The sequence below is a fragment of the Streptomyces sp. CNP082 genome, assembly GCF_059570535.1.
Window position 1 is genome coordinate 19,622 of sequence record NZ_JCANSZ010000028.1, and the last position, 15,261, is coordinate 34,882.

The following is a 15,261-nucleotide window of genomic DNA, read 5'->3' on the forward strand; positions in this document are numbered from 1 at the left end:
GTGACCGATGAATGGCGCGAGCCGCGAGGCGCTGGCCGCCTCCCGGGAACAGCTCGACGCGCTGACCGACAGCACGTCCGTCGACGCGGCGGAGCTGGCCGGTGAGCTGGCCGCCGTGACCGCGCTGCTGGACCGCGAGGTGACCCTGCGCCGGGCCCTGACCGACCCGGCGCAGCCCGGTGAGGCCAAGGCCGAGCTGGTCGGCCGGGTCCTCGGCGGACAGATCGGCGGCGAGGCCGCCGACCTGGTCGCCGGGATGGTACGGGCCCGCTGGTCGCGGGCGCGCGACCTGGTCGACGTGCTCGAAGAGCTCGCCGACACCGCGGACCTCACCGCCGCGCAGCGCGCGGGGGAGCTGGACGATGTCGAGGACGAGCTGTTCCGGTTCGGCCGGATCGTCGCCGCCGACAAGCAACTGCGCGGCGCGCTCACCGACCGGGTGGGCACCGGGTCGGCCAAGGCCGGGCTGCTGCACTCGCTGCTGGGCGGCCGGGCGAACCCGGTCACCGAGCGGCTGGTCGTGCGGCTCGTCGAGCGCCCGCGGGGCCGTAGCCTGGAAGGGGGCCTGGAGGCCCTGTCCAAGCTCGCCGCGGAGCGCCGGGACCGGATGGTCGCGGTCGTATCCACCGCCGTGCCGCTCAGCGACGGGCAGAAGGAGCGCCTGGGCGCGGCGCTGTCCCGGCTGTACGGCCGGGACATGCACCTGAACCTGGACGTGGACCCCGCGGTCCTCGGCGGGATCTCGGTGCGGGTGGGCGACGAGGTCATCAACGGCTCCATCGCCGACCGCCTCGACGAGGTGAAGCGCGGCATGGCGGGCTGACGGTCACCGGCCGTCACACACCAACTCCAGAGCATCACCAGCGGCCCGAGTTGGGCCGTGGACGCAAGAACTTACGGGCCCAACAAGGAGAGCAGGGAACCCAGATGGCGGAGCTCACGATCCGGCCGGAGGAGATCCGGGACGCGCTGGAAAGCTATGTCCAGTCGTACCAGCCGGACGCGGCCTCGCGCGAAGAGGTCGGCACGGTATCGCAGGCCATGGACGGCATCGCCAAGATCGAGGGGCTGCCCTCGGCGATGGCGAACGAGCTGCTGAAGTTCGAGGACGGCACCCTCGGCCTCGCCCTCAACCTGGAGGAGCGGGAGATCGGTGCGGTCGTCCTCGGCGAGTTCAGGGGCATCGAGGAGGGGCAGTCGGTCACCCGGACCGGTGAGGTCCTGTCCGTGCCGGTCGGCGACGGTTACCTGGGACGGGTCGTCGACCCCCTGGGCAACGCGGTGGACGGCCTCGGCGAGATCGCGACCGAGGGCCGCCGTGCGCTGGAGCTGCAGGCTCCCACGGTCATGCAGCGCAAGTCGGTGCACGAGCCGATGGAGACCGGCTACAAGGCCGTCGACGCGATGACCCCCATCGGCCGCGGCCAGCGCCAGCTGATCATCGGTGACCGGCAGACGGGCAAGACCGCCCTCGGCATCGACACGATCATCAACCAGCGCGACAACTGGCGCTCCGGCGACCCGAACAAGCAGGTCCGCTGCATCTACGTGGCGATCGGCCAGAAGGGCTCCACTATCGCCGGCGTGCGCGGCGCGCTGGAGGAGGCCGGTGCGCTCGAGTACACCACGATCGTGGCGGCCCCGGCGTCCGACCCGGCGGGCTTCAAGTACCTGGCCCCCTACACCGGCTCGGCCATCGGCCAGCACTGGATGTACCAGGGCAAGCACGTCCTGATCATCTTCGACGACCTGTCCAAGCAGGCCGAGGCGTACCGCGCCGTGTCGCTGCTGCTGCGCCGCCCGCCGGGCCGCGAGGCGTACCCCGGTGACGTCTTCTACCTGCACTCCCGGCTGCTGGAGCGCTGCGCCAAGCTCTCGGACGACATGGGCGCCGGCTCGATGACGGGCCTGCCGGTCATCGAGACCAAGGCGAACGACGTGTCGGCGTACATTCCGACCAACGTGATCTCCATCACCGACGGCCAGTGCTTCCTGGAGTCCGACCTGTTCAACTCGGGCCAGCGCCCGGCGCTGAACGTCGGTATCTCCGTCTCCCGCGTCGGCGGTGCCGCCCAGCACCGGGCGATCCGGCAGGTCTCCGGCCGGCTGAAGCTGGACCTGGCGCAGTTCCGCGAGCTGGAGGCGTTCGCCGCCTTCGGCTCCGACCTGGACGCCGCCTCCAAGGCGGCCCTGGAGCGGGGCCAGCGGATGATGGAGCTGATGAAGCAGCCGCAGTACGCGCCCTTCCCCACCGAGGACCAGGTCGTGTCCGTCTGGTCCGGCACCAACGGGATCCTGGACGACGTGCCCGTCGCGGACGTCAAGCGGTTCGAGCGCGAGCTGCTCGACCACCTGCACCGTGAGAACAAGGACCTGCTCACGGGCATCCGCGAGGGCGGCAAGATGCCCGACGAGACCATCGACGCGCTCCGCGAGGCGGTCGAGTCCTTCAAGCGGCAGTTCGAGACCTCGGACGGCAAGCTGCTGGGCGAGGGCTGAGCATGGGCGCCCAGATGCGGGTCTACAAGAGGCGGATCCGTAGCGTCTCTGCGACCAAGAAGATCACCAAGGCGATGGAGATGATCGCCGCCTCGCGCGTCGTCAAGGCGCAGCGCCAGGTGGCGGCCTCCGCGCCGTACGCGACCGAGCTGACCAACGCCGTCACGGCGGTGGCCGCGGGCTCCGACATCAAGCACCCGCTGACCACCGAGCAGGAGCACCCGGTGCGCTCCGCGGTGCTGCTGATCACCAGCGACCGCGGTCTGGCCGGCGGCTACAACTCCAACGCCATCAAGCAGGCCGAGGTGCTGACCAACCGGCTGACCGGCCTGGGCAGACAGGTCGAGCACTACGTCGTCGGCCGCAAGGGCGTGGCGTACTTCGGCTTCCGCGAGCGGCGGGTGGCCGGGTCGTGGACCGGGTTCACCGACAACCCGACGTACGCGGACGCGAAGAAGGTGGCCGCGCCGCTCATCGAGGCGCTGAGCAAGGAGACCTCGGAGGGCGGCGTGGACGAGATCCACATCGTCTACACCGAGTTCCACTCGATGATGACGCAGACCGCGATGGACAAGCGGCTGCTCCCGATCGTCTTCGAGAAGACGGCCGTGGAGTCGGCGGAGGTCTTCGAGGAGGCGCGCGGGAAGGACCAGGAGATCCGCGCGCTGTACGACTTCGAGCCGTCCGCGGACGGCGTGCTCGACGCGCTGCTGCCGCGGTACGTCGAGAGCCGGATCTACAACGCGCTGCTGCAGTCGGCCGCCTCCAAGCACGCCGCCACCCGCCGTGCGATGAAGTCGGCGACGGACAACGCCGAGGAGCTCATCAAGTCGCTCACGCGGCTTGCCAACCAGGCCCGCCAGGCCGAAATCACCCAGGAAATCAGCGAGATCGTCGGTGGCGCGAACGCCCTGGCCGACGCCTCTGCGGGGAGTGACCGATAACCATGACCACTGCTACGACTGCCCCCGCGACCGGCACGGCTACCGGCCGCGTCGCGCGGGTCATCGGCCCGGTCGTCGACGTGGAGTTCCCCGTCGACGCGATGCCCGACATCTACAACGCGCTGACCGTCGAGGTCTCCGACCCCGCCAACGCGGGTGAGACCAAGGTGCTGACCCTGGAGGTCGCCCAGCACCTCGGTGAGGGCCTGGTCCGCGCCATCTCCATGCAGCCCACCGACGGCCTGGTCCGCCAGGCCCCGGTGACCGACACCGGCGAGGGCCTGACGGTCCCGGTCGGCGACGTCACCAAGGGCCGGGTGTTCAACACCCTGGGTGAGATCCTCAACGACGAGGTCGACGAGTCGGAGATCACCGAGCGCTGGGCGATCCACCGCACGGCCCCCCCCTTCGACCAGCTCGAAGCCAAGACCGAGATGTTCGAGACCGGTCTGAAGGTCGTTGACCTCCTCACCCCGTACGTCAAGGGCGGCAAGATCGGCCTGTTCGGTGGCGCGGGCGTCGGCAAGACCGTGCTCATCCAAGAGATGATCATGCGGGTGGCCAAGCTGCACGAGGGCGTCTCGGTGTTCGCCGGCGTCGGCGAGCGCACCCGTGAGGGCAACGACCTCATCGAGGAGATGGCCGAGTCCGGCGTGCTGCCGCAGACCGCGCTGGTCTTCGGGCAGATGGACGAGCCGCCGGGCACCCGGCTGCGCGTCGCCCTGGCCGGTCTGACGATGGCGGAGTACTTCCGCGACGTGCAGAAGCAGGACGTGCTGTTCTTCATCGACAACATCTTCCGCTTCACCCAGGCCGGCTCCGAGGTCTCCACCCTGCTGGGCCGCATGCCCTCCGCGGTGGGCTACCAGCCGAACCTGGCGGACGAGATGGGTCTGCTGCAGGAGCGCATCACCTCGACCCGGGGCCACTCGATCACCTCGATGCAGGCGATCTACGTGCCCGCGGACGACTACACCGACCCGGCCCCGGCGACCACCTTCGCCCACCTGGACGCGACGACCGAGCTGTCCCGTCCGATCTCGGAGAAGGGCATCTACCCCGCGGTGGACCCGCTGGCCTCCACCTCCCGGGTGCTCGACCCGCGCTACATCGCGCAGGACCACTACGAGTGCGCCACCCGTGTGAAGGCGATCCTGCAGAAGTACAAGGACCTGCAGGACATCATCGCCATTCTGGGTATGGACGAGCTCTCCGAGGAGGACAAGCTCACCGTCTCCCGGGCCCGCCGGATCGAGCGCTTCCTGTCGCAGAACACCCACGCGGCGAAGCAGTTCACCGGTCTCGACGGCTCTGACGTGCCGCTGGACGAGTCGATCGCCGCGTTCAACGCGATCGCCGACGGCGAGTACGACCACTTCCCCGAGCAGGCGTTCTTCATGTGCGGTGGCCTGGAGGACCTCAAGGCCAAGGCGAAGGAGCTGGGCGTCTCCTGACGGATGCGCCCGCGGTTTTCACCGGCTCCGAGCCGATCGGGGGCGGGGTTCGCCCCGCCCCCGGCCCGCAAACCAGTTATTCTCTGCTAAACCCCAGTTGAGGAGCCATCGTGGCCGAGCTGCACGTCGAGTTGGTCGCCGCGGACCGTAGCGTCTGGTCCGGCGAGGCCACCCGGGTCATCGCGCGCACCCCGTCCGGTGACATCGGCATCATGCCCGGACACCAGCCGCTGCTCACGGTTCTGGAGTCCGGCCCCGTGACGATCCGCACGGCGGGCTCCGGCGGTGACGGCACGGTCGTGGCGGCCGTGCACGGCGGCTTCATCTCCTTCGCGGACAACAAGCTCTCGCTGCTCGCCGAGATCGCCGAGCTCTCCGACGAGATCGACGTGGAGCGCGCGGAACGAGCCTTGGAGCGGGCCAAAGCGGACGCGGACGCGGGGGCGGAACGACGTGCGGAAGTACGGCTCCTGGCCGTGGCGGGCCGCTGAGGCCACGCGAGCGGAGCGGCGAGGAGGTCTGTGGAGATGTTCCTCGCTTTGCTGCTGGCCGGGGCGGTGGTCGCCTTGCTGCTGCTCGGCCTCTTTCTCTTCGGACTGCGCCGCCGGCTGATCCAACGGGCCGGCGGCACTTTCGACTGCAGCCTGCGCTGGTCCGCCCGCGCCGACCGGCCCGGGAAGGGCTGGGCGTACGGCGTCGCCCGCTACAGCGGTGACGTCATCGAGTGGTTCCGCGTCTTCTCGTACGCGCCGAGGCCGCGCCGTGTGCTGCGGCGGGACGGCATCGAGGTGCTGGAGCGCCGGGCCCCCGCGGGCGAGGAGGAGCTGGCGCTGCTCTCCGACGCCGTCGTGCTGGCCTGCCGGCACGACGAGGACCGCATCGAGCTGGCGATGAGCGAGGACGCGCTCACCGGCTTTCTCGCCTGGCTGGAGGCGGCGCCTCCGGGGCAGCGCGTCAACGTGGCGTAGCGCGCACCGTCACCCGTTGGCGGGAATTCCCGGGCGGGTCCTGAGACAGGCTCCCGAGGCAGGCTCCTGAGGCAGGCGGAGAGGGCCTGAACCCGGGGCGGGGATGGCGAGCGCACGCCGGACATCCCGGGCTCAGGCCCGGCTGAGGGTCAGCCGAGACCGTTGTGGACCGCGGTCATCAGCTCGCCGTTGGCGGTGTCACCGCTGAGTTCCCAGATGAACGCGCCGCCGAGGTTCTGGTTTCTGGCGTAGGTCATCTTCGCGGTGAGGGTCGGCGGGGTGTCGTAGCTCCACCACTGGTTGCCGCAGTGGGCGTACGCGGTGCCCGCGACCGTTCCGGTGGCCGGGCACCTGCTCTTGAGCTCCTTGTAGTCATCGATGCCCTGCTCGTACTTGCCGGGCGCGGGCCCGGTCGCGCTGCCGCCAGGCGCGCTCTGCGTCACGCCGGTCCAGCCGCGGCCGTAGAAGCCGACGCCGAGCAGCAGCTTGGCCGGCGGGATGCCCATGCCCTTGAGCTTCTGGATCGCCGCGTCGGAGTGGAACGCGCCGATCGGGATGCCGTCGTACGAGGTGAGGGGCGAGTGCGGGGCGGTGGGGCCCTGGGCGTCCCAGGCGCCGAAGAAGTCGTACGTCATGACGTTGTACCAGTCGACGTACTGGGCCGCGCCGGCGTAGTCGGCTGCGTCGATCTTTCCGCCGGTGGAGGCGTCCGCCGTGATGGCGGCGGTGACGAGCTTGCCGCTGAACTTCGCGCGGAACGCCTGCATCATGTTCCTCATCACGGCCGGGCCGCTGCTGTCGCAGCTCAGCCCGCAGGCGTTGGGGTACTCCCAGTCCAGGTCGATGCCGTCGAACAGGCCCTGCCAGCGCGGGTCGTACACGAGGTCGTAGCAGGACTGGGCGAAGGCCGCCGGGTTCTGCATGGCCTGGGTGAAGCCGCCGGACCAGGTCCAGCCGCCGAAGGACCAGAGGATCTTGAGGTGCGGGTGCTTCTTCTTCAGCTTGAGCAGCTGCTTGAAGTTGCCGCGCAGCGGCTGGTCCCAGGTGTCGGCGACACCGTCCACGCTCTCCCCGGCCCCGTACGCCTTCTCGATCGCGGCGTAGGAGTCACCCATGGTGCAGCGGCCGTTCTGGACGTTGCCGAAGGCGTAGTTGATCGTGTTGATCTTCTGCGCCGTGCCGGAGGTGTCGAGGTTCTTCGCGTGGTAGTTGCGCTGGTAGACGCCCCACTCGGTAAAGTACCCCATCTTGATCTCGTCGCCGCCGGGGCCGCCGCCGCCCGTGGTGGTGACGGTCCGCGAGCCGCTGGCGGGGCCGACCTGGTCCGCGGTGTCGCGGGCGCGGACGCTGTAGGAGTACGTGCTGCCGGCGGTCAGGCCGGTGTCCGTGTACGCGGTGACCGTGACCGTGGCGATCTTGGTGCTGCCGCGGTAGACGTCGTAGTTCTTGATCCCCTTGTCGTCCGTGGCCGCGGTCCAGCTCAGCGCGACGGAGGTATCGGTGACGTTGCCGGCGCTGGGCGTGCCGGGAGCCGAGGGCGCGCTGTCGCCGGGGATGCCGCCGCCGTCGCAGGGGTCGCCGTTCAGGGTGCAGTTGGTGACGGTGCCGCCGCCGCTGCCGGAGCCGTTGAAGCCGAAGGTGACGCTGGCGCCGGGGGCCAGGCTGCCGTTGTACGACTTGTTCCTGGCGGTCCAGGTGGTGCCGGAGTTGGTGACGTCCGCGTCCCAGGAGGAGGTGACGCCGGTGCCCGCGGGGAAGTCCCAGGACACGGACCAGGAGGAGATCGAGGCGGTGCCGGTGTTCTTCACCGTCCACCTGCCCTCGAAGCCGGTGCCCCAGTCCGAGGTCTTCTGGTAGGTCGCGGTCGCCCCGGCCGCCTGGGCGGGGCCGGCGAGCGTGACCACGGCGGCGAGCGGGATGGTGACGGCGGCCAGGATGGCTGTGACGCGTCTCAGCAGGCGTCTGCCGGTGGGGGATCTCAAGGTGTGTCTCCCTCGTCGAGTGCCGTTCTGTCGGGTGCGGGCGGCGCGTCCGCGCGTACGGCCGCCCGTCGTACACGAGCCGGATGTGTTCGTGCCATGACACTCACTCACTCGCCAGGGAGGGTATTGGTACATACCAATGCGGTCAATGGGTCTGGACCAAATGGAAGAAGCCCGGGTCGGTGGGGGCGACGCCACCTTCCCGGGCTCCGGCCGAAGCGGCGGCCGGCCGGACGTCCTCAGCCGAGGCCGCTGTTGACGGCGGCCGTCAGCTCGCCGTTCGCGGTGTCACCGCTCAGCTCCCAGATGAACGCGCCGCCGAGGCCCTGCTCCTTGACGTAGCCCATCTTCCCGCCGAGGGTCTGCGGGGTGTCGTAGCTCCACCACTGGTTGCCGCAATGGGCGTACGCGGTGCCGGCGACGGTGCCGGTGGCGGGGCACTTGCTCTTGAGCTCCTTGTAATCGTCGATGCCCTGCTCGTACGTGCCCTGTGCGGGGCCGGTCGCGGTGCCGCCGGGCTCGGCCTGGGTCACGCCGGTCCAGCCGCGGCCGTAGAAGCCGACGCCCAGGAGCAGCTTGTTGGCGGGGACGCCGGCGGCCTTGTACTTCTCGATGGCGGCCTCGGAGTTGAAGCCCTCCTGCGGGATGCCCTCGTACGCCGTCAGCGGCGAGTGCGGGGCGGTGGGGCCCTGGGCGTCCCAGGCGCCGAAGAAGTCGTACGTCATGACGTTGTACCAGTCGGCGTACTCGGCCGCGCCGGCGTAGTCGGCGGCGTCGATCTTCCCGCCGTCGGAGGCGTCGGCGGTCACGGCCGCCGTCACCAGCTGGTCGCCGAACTTCGCGCGGAACGCCTGCATCATGTCCTTCATCACGGCCGGGCCGCTGGTGTCACAGGACAGGCCGCAGGCGTTGGGGTACTCCCAGTCCAGGTCGATGCCGTCGAACAGGCCCTCCCAGCGCGGGTCGTTGACCAGGTCGTAGCAGGACTGCGCGAAGGCGTCGGGGTTCTGCATGGCCTGGCCGAAGCCGCCGGACCAGGTCCAGCCGCCGAACGACCAGAGGATCTTGAGGTGCGGGTGCTTCTTCTTCAGCTTGAGCAGTTGGTTGAAGTTGCCGCGCAGCGGCTGGTCCCAGGTGTCGGCGACACCGTCCACGCTCTGGTCGGCGGTGTAGCTCTTCTCGATGGCCGCGAAGGAGTCACCCATGGTGCAGCGGCCGTTCTGGACGTTGCCGAAGGCGTAGTTGATCGTGTTGATCTTCTCCGCGGTGCCGGAGGTGTCGATGTTCTTCGCGTGGTAGTTGCGGTCGTAGACACCCCACTCGGTGAAGTAGCCCATCTTCACCCCGGCGGCCTCGGGGCCGGCGGTGGTCGTCGCGGCGCCCGCGGTGCCCGACGGCGCCAGGGTGGCCAGCACCGTGAGCGGGACCGCGAGCGCCAGGGTCAGCAGGATGCCGATGACGCGGGTGCGGGTGCGTACGTGGGGGGATCTCAAGGGCGTGCTCCTCGAGCTAGGTCCGGACATGTGTGGGGGTGGGACCTGCGTCGCCCGGTGAGCGTCGAGAGATGGCATGCTCACCGCATTGGTGGGGGAGCGTAGAGAAGGTCTGCACCAATCGTCAATAGGTCTGGACCACCGGGGGATGGGGGAGTCCGCCGCGCGGCATGCCGTACGCGCAGATGGGCGCGGGGGTCAGTAGCGCGGGGCGTTCCGCGAGCGCTGCGGCCGGGTGCCGCGGCGGTCGCGCGCGTTCCAGCAGGCCGTGTGCCAGTGCCGGCGCAGATCCGCGCCGCCGTGCTCCGGCCACGCCACCACGTGCGGCGTGCCGGGGCTGATCTCCTGGTCGCAGCCCGGGCAGCGGTAGCTCTTGTCGGCCGCGGACCCGGAGACGCGGCGGACGAGGAACTCCTCGCCCCCGTACTCGGCCGCGTCGGGCATGCCGGTGCGGCCGGCGAGGTCGTCGTCCGCGGACGGACGGGCGGCGCCGCGGGAGCGCGGCTTGTTCCGGCGGGGGGACACGTCGGCACCTCGGAAAGATCGTCGTGACGGAGTCCCTATCAGGGTACGGGGCGCGAAGTCCAGCCCCGGACACAAAGAATGACGATTCACCCGCCCATCACCAACAATGAAGAGGACTTCGGGGTTGCGCCCCGTCGCCGCAGGTGACGGGCTTCATCGTGCCCCTCGCACCACAGCACCATCGGTACCCAGGGGGCAGGATGCACATCGGCTCGTTCGTGCTCGCCGCCCAGTTCCCCGGCCAGGGACAGGGCGACGCCCTGCACCGCGCCGTGCGGACGGGCGTCGCGGCGGAGAAGGCGGGGCTCGACTCCGTCTGGCTCGCCGAGCACCACTTCATCCCGTACGGCACCTGCCCCTCGGCCGTCACCCTCGCCGCGCTGCTCCTCGGCCGCACCAGCCGCATCCGCGTCGGCACCGCGGTCAGCGTGCTGCCCACGCAGCACCCCGTCGCCCTCGGCGAGCAGGCCGCGCTGCTGCACCACGCCGCGCAGGGGCGGTTCGTCCTCGGCGTCGGCCGCGGCGGGCCGTGGGTGGACCTGGAGGTCTTCGGCACCGGCCTCGCGGCGTACGAGACGGACTTCCCCGAGTCGCTGGACCTCCTGCTGCGCTGGCTGCGCGAGCCCCGGGTCGGGTCCGGCGGCGGGCGCTACGCGTTCCGCGAGGTCGCCGTGGTGCCCCGGCCGGCCGAGGCGCTGCACGGCGGCACCGAGGTGCCCGTGGTGGTCGCCTGCACCTCGCCCGCCACCGTCCGGCTCGCCGCCGGACGCGGGCTGCCGATGCTGCTCGGGATGCACTGCGGCGACGAGGAGAAGGCGGAGATGGTGCGGCTGTGGCGGCGTACCGCGCGGGAGGCCGGGGTGAGCCCGGAGGCGATCGAGTCGGCGGAGCACGTCTCGGCCGGGGTGGCCCAGGTCGACGACACCCCCAAGGAAGCGGCGGAGGTGCTGCGCGCGACCCTGCCGGAGGCGTTCCGCAGGGGAGTGGGGGCGATGGAGACGGTGGACGGCAGACGGCGGCCGATGCGGGATCCGGAGGCGTACACGGAACTGCTCTGCGAGCTGCACCCGGTGGGCCCGCCGCGGCTGTGCGCCGACCGGCTGGCGGCGACCGCGGAACGCACCGGCATCACGCGCTTCGCGCTGCTCGTCGAGGGCTCGGGGGAGCTGGACGCCACCGAGCGGAACGTACGGCGTATCGGATCGGAGGTGCTGCCGCTCCTCGCTCGCTGACCGGTGGGGCGGCGCGAGCGGACGGCGTGGGGAGCGGCAGCGCGGGGTACCTGGGGCCTTCAGCAGTCACGCAGCTCCGGTGACTGGTTGAGCAACTGCGCCCGCACCGAAGTGAAGCGGGCCAGCGGCTCCGCTGCCGAGGCTTCCAGGGGGAAGACCGCCACGCGATGACAGTTCTGGAACGCGAGCCGAACGCCGAAGTGGCGTTCCAGCGCCCCCCGTATTGCATTGCTGGCAAGCGCGCGCAGGAGCTGGCCGCGGGCGTGCTCATCCGGGGGCGGAACCTGATTATCGGCGAACGGGCCGCCGTCGACCTTCAGTTGTGCCACCAGGGAACTGATCATGTCCCAGGCATAGGGAAGCGAGGTCCGGACGCAGTCGACAAACTCCCTTTCGTCGACCTCGCCCCGCTCGGCTTGATCGAGCAGAGCAGGTGGGACGTCCAGCGACATGGATTCTCCTCTCGCAGCCCCGCGGGGCTCGGGCGGGGCCTGACGGACAGGGATGACGATCACCACTCTCGGTGCCCATGTGACGACCGCCTGCTTCCACCGTAGGGCGGAGGATGCTGCTCCACCACAAGAACGCGTACACAACTGGCCATTGCCGAAAGGTGCATCCGGGGTCAGATCGCAGGGTGCGCCGGGAGTCGAGTAGCGTGGTGCGCCATGCGCCTCGTCATCGCCCGCTGCTCCGTCGACTACGCCGGGCGGCTCACCGCACACCTCGCCTCCGCACCCCGGCTGATCCTGGTCAAAGCCGACGGAAGCGTCTCCGTCCACGCCGACGACCGTGCGTACAAGCCCCTCAACTGGATGTCACCGCCGTGCACTCTGAAAGAAGGTGAACAGGACGGTGTCGCCGTGTGGACGGTCGAGAACAAGGCAGGCGAAAAACTGATCATCACGATCGAGGAATTGCTGCACGACTCGTCGCACGAGCTGGGTGTCGACCCGGGTCTGGTCAAGGACGGAGTGGAGGCCCACCTCCAGGAGCTGCTCGCCGACCGGATGGAGTCGCTGGGCGAGGGCTGGACCCTCATCCGGCGCGAGTACCCCACGGCGATCGGCCCCGTGGACATCCTGGGCCGGGACGAGAAGGGCACGACCGTCGCGGTGGAGATCAAACGGCGCGGTGAGATCGACGGGGTGGAGCAACTGACCCGCTATCTGGAGCTGCTCAACCGCGACCCGCTGCTGGCGCCGGTGCGGGGGGTGTTCGCGGCGCAGGAGATCAAACCGCAGGCGCGGGTGCTGGCGGGCGACCGGGGGATCGAGTGCGCGGTGCTGGACTACGACGCACTGCGGGGGACGGACGACGGGAAGCTGAAGCTGTTCTGAGCGGGGCGGGGCCTTGCGGACGGGGGGCCACCGTGCCGGCACCCGCCCCAGGAGCGGTTGGGTGCGCCTCGTTGAGCAAAGTTCGGGCCGCGTGGGCGTTTTGGCCTGGTTTTGGGGGCGGGTTGCCGCGCATTCATCACAGTGGCGTTCACCGAGACGGCACGGGTGGCCGCTGGGCGGTGCATGTGGCGGGGCGGAATTCGGCCTTCGGGCGCCGGACACGGGCCGGACTCCCGTGGCATGACCGCGAGTTGCGGCCCGATTCGTCACCCCTGGGTTCGGCCTGGGCGTGGCGCGGGATGGGCCTCGGTTCGGGGCGGGCTCGTTCTGGATCAGCGCCGACCTACGCACCCCCGGAGTCGAGAACCTTCCACCGGTAGGGTCCGTTTCGCGCCCGGCTGGTGCCCGGGCGGCGAGCGGCGCGTCTCGTCGGGTTTGCCCCGCGCCGGGCTTCCATCCCCCGGTGGGGGCCGCTACCGTGACGCTTTGCGTCGCGCGAGCACCGGGATCGCTGCGATCTTGTCGTCGTCGAGGTCGCTCCAGGTGATCCCGCGCGGCCGTCGCCGGCTGGGGCAGCGGATCACTTCGTCGGGGGTCACGATGCAGTCCACCGGAAAGTCGTGTGCGGTCTCGGGGATGTCCTCTGCGACGACCTGCAGTGAGTGAACTGGTGCGACGATCAACGTGCGGTCCGTTACCAGGCCCGCCTCGATCAGGAGGGCGACCTCCAGGTCGGAGTACCCGGCACCCTTACCGATGCGCGCACCAGAGCGGTTCACTGCGACGCTGCCGCACACCACAAGGTCAATCGGCCGCATCTCCTCGACGCCGACCCGCCGGGCCACCTGGGCGGCGCCCTTCTTCCCAGCGGCCTGGCTGGCGGGGACGGCAAGGGTCGCGGGATCGAGGAGGAAGAACGGAAGCAGGCTCGCCATCCTCGGCACTGCCATGTAGAGCAGCTTGCCGTCTTCCAGCGCCCGTGTTCGTACCGGACGCTGTGCCCAGTCAGGATTCGCCTTGACGGTCGTCGCCTGCTGCCACTCGTCCAGTCTTTTACGGGCCGGCGGGGTTGTCTGATGGTGCGCCGAATCGGCGGTGCTGGACACATCAGCGCCCACCGCCGGTTCGGCCTCCAGCCCTCCAGGAGGACGGATGCGACCGGTGATCTACGGCTATATGCGTCTGGCAGCGGGCCGGGCCGACAGCGGCGAAGAGGCGCGGGCACGGGCCGAGTTGGCTGTCTATGCCGAACGTGAAGGACTCACGCTCGACCCGGTGTTCATAGAGCACATCCGCTCGTCCGAATCGGCCTTTGACGCCATGCTCGACGCCCTGCGGCGCGGTGACGTGAGGCACGTGCTGGTGCCGTCGTTGTGGCATTTCGCCAGGTTGCCCGGACTCCAAGAGGCCATGCGCCAGCACATTGAACAGGAGACCGGTGCGCGCCTGTGGGTCATTCAAGGGGCGAGCCGATGAGAAGCGAGAGTCCTGCCTCCCCTGCCTACGGCTACATGCGTGTCCTCTGTGATGTGACCGACTGTCAGGTCCGTGCTATGGAACGCCGCCTGCGGGCGTTCGCGGACGGCCTGGGGCTCCGTCTCTTCACGGTGTACCAAGAAGTCATCCCTGGCTCCATTGCCGAGTTCGACGAGCTGTGCGGGGAGCTTGAACGTGCCGACGTCCAGGACGTCATCGTGCTGTCCCTACGGCACTTCTCGCCCCATGAGGTACTGCAAGGGGCCATGGTCGAACGGCTGCTGATGGTCTTCGACGCCAGCGTGCATGCCCTGACGGACCACCGCTCGGCAACGGTTGCATAGGGGCGAGGCGTCATGGCACGGGTGCGGCGTATGGATCAGCTCCAACTGGGGGCAGTCGGCACGGCCGTTGCCATGTCGCGCACCTTCACCATTCTTCGGCTACGCGAATGGGGTGCCGCTCATCTTGTCGAGGAGGCGAAGCTCGGCGTTTCTGAGCTGGCAGCCAACGCGGTGAAGGCCACCGGTGTGATTGATCCACACCCTGGATGGCGAACGTCGTCGGCACTCAACCTCATCACGGTGCGCCTGGTGGTGCTGGATGACGCCATTGTCATCGAGGTGTGGGACGCGGAGCCGGCGAAGCCGGTGCTGACGGATGCCGCGGAGGATGGCGAGACCGGGCGCGGCTTGGTCCTGGTCGAAGCGCTCGCCAGACGGTGGGGAACATGCGCGGCTCGTGGTGGCAAAGTGGTCTGGGCAGAACTGACGTTGCCTTCGGCCGGCCACTCGTGACGGAAGTCGCGACGTGCCCCTGTTCTGGGGCGTCTGGTGAAGGGCGGGGTAGCCGTTAGCCAGTGGTTGGTGACGGCGATGCGGTGCGCGGGCGATGGGCTCGAATGTCCACAGGGCGTCCATCGGGGTCGCGAGCTGTCATCGTCCACTGCGTGGGCAGTGTGTCAATCTGTCCGACCGGCCACCCGGCGCCCAGGATTCGTTCGCGAACCTCACGCAGGTGCACGTGTGTTCCCACGCGCAGCCCCCAGCCCGCCCTGCCGAGAGGATCGAGATCGGTGGTGGGGGCCGTGGCGGTTTCGACGATCATCAGGTGGTCGTCGCCGCCGACATCGAGGACTGCGACCCGGGGATCAGAAGGGGTTGCGGCGCGCTCGAACGCGAGCGCTGCACCGAGCAACTCCGTGTAGTACGTCACGAGCCGGTCGAGGTCGGTCGTGGACAGGGTCAGATGGTTGATTCCGAAGAGATCGGGCATGGTGGGCCAACTGTAGAGCAGCCGCCGGAGGGCGCCTGGACGCGACCGAGATGTGGGTACCACGTCACCGCCG

The 15,261-nt window shown here is 69.7% G+C and carries 17 protein-coding genes; 11 read left to right on the forward strand and 6 right to left on the reverse strand.

What is annotated here, in order from left to right; all coding sequences use genetic code 11:
• The first annotated feature begins 7 nt into the window (after window positions 1-7).
• The 6 genes from B124_RS21685 to B124_RS21710 all read left to right on the forward strand — a co-directional run bounded on the left by B124_RS21685 (window position 8) and on the right by B124_RS21710 (window position 5,865).
• Window positions 8-823: a F0F1 ATP synthase subunit delta gene (locus B124_RS21685; RefSeq protein WP_496504567.1), complete on the forward strand. Its 816-nt coding sequence runs from the start codon at window positions 8-10 to the stop codon at window positions 821-823.
• A 104-nt stretch (window positions 824-927) separates the two neighbouring features.
• Entirely contained in the window at window positions 928-2,499 is a 1,572-nt protein-coding gene (gene atpA, locus B124_RS21690; protein WP_496504568.1) for a F0F1 ATP synthase subunit alpha, read from the forward strand.
• Window positions 2,500-2,501: 2 nt separating this feature from the next.
• Window positions 2,502-3,443: a F0F1 ATP synthase subunit gamma gene (locus B124_RS21695; protein WP_496504569.1), complete on the forward strand. Its 942-nt coding sequence runs from the start codon at window positions 2,502-2,504 to the stop codon at window positions 3,441-3,443.
• 2 nt (window positions 3,444-3,445) lie between these two features.
• A complete protein-coding gene (atpD, locus tag B124_RS21700) occupies window positions 3,446-4,897 on the forward strand; it encodes a F0F1 ATP synthase subunit beta (RefSeq protein WP_496504570.1) in 1,452 nt (483 codons plus the stop codon).
• 107 nt (window positions 4,898-5,004) lie between these two features.
• A complete protein-coding gene (locus tag B124_RS21705) occupies window positions 5,005-5,388 on the forward strand; it encodes a F0F1 ATP synthase subunit epsilon (protein ID WP_496504625.1) in 384 nt (127 codons plus the stop codon).
• Between the two features lie 36 nt (window positions 5,389-5,424).
• Window positions 5,425-5,865: a DUF2550 domain-containing protein gene (locus B124_RS21710; RefSeq protein WP_018842171.1), complete on the forward strand. Its 441-nt coding sequence runs from the start codon at window positions 5,425-5,427 to the stop codon at window positions 5,863-5,865.
• Window positions 5,866-6,014: 149 nt separating this feature from the next.
• Here the strand turns inward: B124_RS21710 and B124_RS21715 are convergent, their stop codons facing one another.
• From B124_RS21715 to B124_RS21725, 3 genes are all read right to left on the reverse strand, one after another.
• Complete coding sequence (locus B124_RS21715; protein ID WP_496504571.1) at window positions 6,015-7,847, reverse strand: glycosyl hydrolase family 18 protein; 1,833 nt, start codon at window positions 7,845-7,847, stop codon at window positions 6,015-6,017.
• Window positions 7,848-8,086: 239 nt separating this feature from the next.
• On the reverse strand, window positions 8,087-9,370 hold the full coding sequence (locus B124_RS21720; RefSeq protein WP_496504572.1) for a glycoside hydrolase family 18 protein: 1,284 nt from the start codon (window positions 9,368-9,370) through the stop codon (window positions 8,087-8,089).
• Between the two features lie 168 nt (window positions 9,371-9,538).
• Complete coding sequence (locus B124_RS21725) at window positions 9,539-9,865, reverse strand: Rv1322 family protein (protein ID WP_496504573.1); 327 nt, start codon at window positions 9,863-9,865, stop codon at window positions 9,539-9,541.
• A gap of 200 nt (window positions 9,866-10,065) precedes the next feature.
• Here B124_RS21725 and B124_RS21730 point away from each other — a divergent pair, with 200 nt between their 5' ends.
• Window positions 10,066-11,097, forward strand: coding sequence for an LLM class flavin-dependent oxidoreductase (locus B124_RS21730; RefSeq protein WP_496504574.1), 1,032 nt, complete (start codon window positions 10,066-10,068; stop codon window positions 11,095-11,097).
• A 59-nt stretch (window positions 11,098-11,156) separates the two neighbouring features.
• Here B124_RS21730 and B124_RS21735 read toward each other — a convergent pair whose 3' ends face one another.
• Window positions 11,157-11,549, reverse strand: a complete 393-nt coding sequence (locus tag B124_RS21735) for an SCO5389 family protein (protein WP_496504575.1) — start codon at window positions 11,547-11,549, stop codon at window positions 11,157-11,159.
• Window positions 11,550-11,765: 216 nt separating this feature from the next.
• Here B124_RS21735 and nucS point away from each other — a divergent pair, with 216 nt between their 5' ends.
• Window positions 11,766-12,437 (forward strand): endonuclease NucS, encoded by a 672-nt coding sequence (nucS, locus tag B124_RS21740; RefSeq protein ID WP_496504576.1) that lies wholly within the window; start codon window positions 11,766-11,768, stop codon window positions 12,435-12,437.
• A 473-nt stretch (window positions 12,438-12,910) separates the two neighbouring features.
• Here nucS and B124_RS21745 read toward each other — a convergent pair whose 3' ends face one another.
• Window positions 12,911-13,543, reverse strand: a complete 633-nt coding sequence (locus tag B124_RS21745) for a 5-formyltetrahydrofolate cyclo-ligase (protein WP_496504577.1) — start codon at window positions 13,541-13,543, stop codon at window positions 12,911-12,913.
• Window positions 13,544-13,589: 46 nt separating this feature from the next.
• Here B124_RS21745 and B124_RS21750 point away from each other — a divergent pair, with 46 nt between their 5' ends.
• From B124_RS21750 to B124_RS21760, 3 genes are all read left to right on the forward strand, one after another.
• Window positions 13,590-13,913: a recombinase family protein gene (locus tag B124_RS21750; protein WP_496504578.1), complete on the forward strand. Its 324-nt coding sequence runs from the start codon at window positions 13,590-13,592 to the stop codon at window positions 13,911-13,913.
• 77 nt (window positions 13,914-13,990) lie between these two features.
• Complete coding sequence (locus B124_RS21755) at window positions 13,991-14,257, forward strand: hypothetical protein (RefSeq protein WP_496504579.1); 267 nt, start codon at window positions 13,991-13,993, stop codon at window positions 14,255-14,257.
• A 30-nt stretch (window positions 14,258-14,287) separates the two neighbouring features.
• The gene (locus tag B124_RS21760; protein ID WP_496504580.1) at window positions 14,288-14,710 is read left to right on the forward strand and encodes an ATP-binding protein; all 423 of its coding nucleotides are present in this window, start codon (window positions 14,288-14,290) and stop codon (window positions 14,708-14,710) included.
• A gap of 55 nt (window positions 14,711-14,765) precedes the next feature.
• Here B124_RS21760 and B124_RS21765 read toward each other — a convergent pair whose 3' ends face one another.
• Window positions 14,766-15,188 carry a VOC family protein gene (locus B124_RS21765; RefSeq protein WP_496504581.1) on the reverse strand — a complete coding sequence of 141 codons (423 nt, stop codon included), beginning with the start codon at window positions 15,186-15,188 and terminating at the stop codon, window positions 14,766-14,768.
• Between the last annotated feature and the right edge of the window lie 73 nt (window positions 15,189-15,261).